Annotated in this window: 5 protein-coding genes and 1 pseudogene; all 6 read left to right on the forward strand. The window is 45.1% G+C overall.

The window, feature by feature from the left end; genetic code table 11:
* The coding region (locus V6C93_RS19025; RefSeq protein WP_333478239.1) for a hypothetical protein at positions 1–424 on the forward strand (424 nt) is incomplete at its 5' end.
* 339 nt (positions 425–763) lie between these two features.
* Positions 764–1,201: a hypothetical protein gene (locus tag V6C93_RS19030; RefSeq protein ID WP_333478240.1), complete on the forward strand. Its 438-nt coding sequence runs from the start codon at positions 764–766 to the stop codon at positions 1,199–1,201.
* A gap of 64 nt (positions 1,202–1,265) precedes the next feature.
* A complete protein-coding gene (locus V6C93_RS19035; RefSeq protein WP_333478241.1) occupies positions 1,266–1,625 on the forward strand; it encodes a hypothetical protein in 360 nt (119 codons plus the stop codon).
* 6 nt (positions 1,626–1,631) lie between these two features.
* Entirely contained in the window at positions 1,632–2,321 is a 690-nt protein-coding gene (locus V6C93_RS19040; protein WP_333478242.1) for a hypothetical protein, read from the forward strand.
* Between the two features lie 79 nt (positions 2,322–2,400).
* A complete protein-coding gene (locus tag V6C93_RS19045) occupies positions 2,401–3,030 on the forward strand; it encodes a hypothetical protein (RefSeq protein WP_333478243.1) in 630 nt (209 codons plus the stop codon).
* 42 nt (positions 3,031–3,072) lie between these two features.
* A pseudogene (locus tag V6C93_RS19050) lies at positions 3,073–4,004 on the forward strand (hypothetical protein); the annotation flags it as partial.

A 4,004-nucleotide genomic window follows, 5' to 3' on the forward strand; every position in this document is an offset into this window, starting at 1 on the left:
AGAAGCACCCGGACTTCTTCCCTCGAATGCAGAAAATGCAAGTCAAGAAGGTGCAATTACTAATGCCCAACCAAAAGACTTAGAACGGGAGCCTGAAGAAACAGGAACAAACCGGGAAAATGCGATCGAAAGCTTCCGAACGATCCTCAACGATTTAGGCGTAAAATATGTAGCCCAAGTTGTAGGGAGAAGCCTTAGCGACGAGTTTTGGTTTTCAGTAGACGAAGCCAGGGCAAAGCAAGATCAAAAGCACCTGGAACAAAGAGTTGGAATGTTAAAAGAAGATTTCAACGAAGCAGTAGATGCTATCAAAAGTACGGCTGAAAAAAGGAAGGACTGGGAAAAGAATAACCTGGGAAACTTATCAGCCATCTCGGACTTTTCCGAGATGGAAAAGGAAATACAAGCACTTCAAGAAGTGTAGAAACCTGGAGTCAGGATTGGGGGCAAATTAGCTCTCACCTGATTGATTTCAAGGAATTTGAAAGAGCTGAAGAAATCTCAGCAGAAATAGTAATTGGAGACGACACCTTTGGAGAGTGGGATGAAGACTACGAAGAAGGTAAAAAAGCGCTAGAAAAATCCGAAGAACCAATTGCCCTCCAACAACTGAAGGAATGGGTAAAAAACTTGAGAGCAATGGTTTTTATCAACGGCGTCATCGCCATCATATTAGCAATAGTCGTAGGGTACTTCATCTCAGTCGCAATCGGCATCATTAACGAAAGAGAACAAACCCAAGAAACCACAGGAAGTGTCTACCATGTACGCGAACCAAGAGCCTAATAAAGCGAGTGAAAGCAACGTTAGTGGATATCAAAGGCGAGGGAGAAATATTACAAGCCAAAGCGAAGTTTCCTCTTCAAAGGTCTATCAAATGTATCCCAACAAGGATGCAAGTTTAAGGAACAACAAGAGCAAGCAACTCTCTTTCTGGAAACAGGTGAAGTCAACAGTTATCGGAACCTTCGAGTATCTAGAAAGACGACCAAAAATGAATTTTGGATTGTTTGCGATCGCTCAACTGTTTGCAGGAGTAGGCTTGTCGTCCCTGACAGCAATTGGAGTGATGGTAATAGCAATGACTCTAGCAGCGGCACAAGTCTACAATTCAAGAGAATTTATCCATCAAGGATTAGCGATTTGTGGGGGGTTAGGTGTAGCAAGAATTATTCAACTGGCGATAACAATACTCCTTTAGGAGGTGAAAGGAAAAAAAACAACCCTTAAACTGGCAGTAAGGTCGGTTAGGAATATGAGTTCGGGTGCATAAGATCGAGGGGGGAACAACTGAAGGGATGTTTTTGGTAGGACAAGTGATGGTAGATTTATCAGATTCAAAAGGCTCCAGAAAAAGCCCGTTGGAGGTACTAAAGGAAAATTTTGGGCAGAGTCTTAGAGGTCTGAGCAAGCGAGATAAATTTACTCTGATTGTACTACTAGGACAAGTAGCCAGATATTCGGATGAAAACTACTCGCTGATCGATGCCTATCGAGAATTGCCTGGTGAGAATATCCCCGAAAGGTTGTTTAAGCTATTGCCCGAACTGTCCGAAAATCTAACCGAAATAAATTTGCTCAATTTGTGCCAAAAATTGATTGAAAATATCAAGAAAGAATCGTAGAAAAAGATGCCAGTAGTCAATTTTGGAAAAGCAAAAATAAAAAACCATGTAACCCCGAACGCTCCGGGTGTGACGCAGGCAATGGCAGACCTGTTTGGAGTCTCACTAGACCTTTTCATGAGAGCGTGTAGTGGTGACCCAAAAGCCATTCAGGAATTGACAGATATGCATAGGCTGGCTAAAGCCTACGGAGAAAATCTGCCACAAGCCTTAGAAGCCGCGCTGACGATAATTAGAGTCACGGGAGACTTCAACAAGGGTCTAGCCGAAATAGCCAAGCAAACCAGGGTGTCGGGGAATCAGGTTCTGAGTGCTGCCTACAGTGCGACAAACGACGAAACCCGAATGAGGAACAACATCATCGAACTTCGGGATAGACAAGTCAACGAAACGACGGCTGAAGCGGCAAGACACGTTAGGGCAAGAAATTTAATTGCAATCGAAGGAAGTACTGCTGAATTAATGGCAATTGCCGAGTATCAGACCAGCTTGCTAAGAACGGAAGATAAAATTCCGCTAGCCCAACAACGAGCTGATGAAGCCTACAGAAGTGCCGTAAATAAAGCACTTTGGGCAAGAGGAAGCGAAGCCGATATCGGACGAATCCGGAAACCAAACTACGAAGGTAATCGGTACGGAATGGGCGCAATAGTTAACGGGTGGTGGAACGGCTTCAAAAGAACAATGGGGTTGTAAGAAGAGAGCCAAAGTTTGAAAGCCAGGGCGAAGTCTTACCCCTGGCTTTCAATCTAATTAGGCTGTCCTGGGAGGAAAAATGATGGATGAATTAGAAAACCTATACCAAGGATTTCAACAGGGGGTAGGCAACGGAAACGAAGCGGGAGAAACAGGGAATTTTTTGAATCTTTGGGACAACAAAGTAGAGGAAAGCCCTCAGATTAATTCCAGACAAAAAGACGCCGAGCGGCTAGAAGATGAAATACGAGGCATCTATGAAAATAGAAAGTTTTTAAATAGAGTAATTTCTACTTTCTTGGCGGTAGCAATATCGTCAGCAGGAATCAATGGAATAGCGAAAATTGGACTGCCGATGATAGCAACTGGAACGCTTGGAGGATTGGTTCTAGCCGTATTTTTTGGAAACGCCGTAAGCAAAATCAAGTTGGAAGGGAATAGACCCAAATTCGATGGAGAATTTTTTGGTGCAACTATCCAGACAATAGGAGTAGGAACCGCGCTATGGACGGGATACAGTGAACAGCGAGAAATTGAAGCGATCGCCAAAATTGGCAAAGAAAGATTCATACAAGAGGTTACAACCTACGAAACAAAACCTCAAGTCAAAGAGAATCCGTTAAGCGGGGGATTGGTAACCGGAGGAGCTTTATTGTTATTAGCGCTGGGAATCCTATTAATAGCAAAAGGAGACAAAGACAAATACTAGGGAATTGTAAAACCTTGTATTTTTAGGAGAAGAAATACAGCAATGGGCAGTAAAAGAGCGGAGAGAATTAAGCAAGAAGCCAGAGTAAACAATGCCACAGTAGGAGTGCTGCTCATCAGTGGCGGAATTTTTTTAGCTATGAGTCTGTCGGGTAGACAGACCCCGTTGCTGGAATACTGCTTTAAACCAGAAACCAAAGATCCAGCGAGTGCCGCTCAGTTTTGCACCGACGATAAGCGGTACTTAATGCCTATATACCCTTGGGATAGTTCCTCTCATCAGCCATCCAACCCAGAGTTTCAGCAAGGATGGCAGCTACCTGACAAAGCCACTGCAATTCAAATTATCGAGCCAGACAACGCCTACAAGTGGCTGTGGGGGCTTTTGGCAACTCTGAGCATTGGAGGAGCCTTTGCGCTCTCTGTCGCGCGAGAGCGCAAATTAACCCAGTATCTGCCAACGTACAGGCAGCAGGTGCAAGAGTATTGGGTCAGAAGCCAAATAGGTAGCTGGCTGAGAATCAGGAAAAGAGCAATCGAAGCGGCAAGCTTGGGGAAAAAATTTGAGCACGCCGCCCAAGTGGACTTGGAGCTGTTTGAATGGGTAACCGCACGAGCAGCCAAGCAGAAGCAATTTCAACTGATGTCGCCAGAGGAGATACAGGTTTACATCCAAGAAACCAGGCGACGGGCAGAGCTAGAAGCCCAGAGACAGGCAGAGGAAATAACTGGGATAAGGGAACAAAGGGAACAAGGGCAGCTACCGGGGCAATCGCTAGACCAGATAACAACTCCTAGCGACAAGGTAAATTCCGCCGAGGAACATCAAAGTCTCGGGGGGAGTTCCAGCTCAACTTCAGGGGAGTCCGGCAATGTTCCACTGGATAAATGGACACCCTATAGGGAGATAGGTGAAGGAATCATCAGGTCGATGGTTGTGAGCGACAAATCCGTTTTAGTGGCGTCGGGAACGGG

It is taken from the genome of Allocoleopsis sp. (assembly GCF_036703385.1).
Taxonomy (GTDB): Bacteria; Cyanobacteriota; Cyanobacteriia; order Cyanobacteriales; family Coleofasciculaceae; genus Allocoleopsis.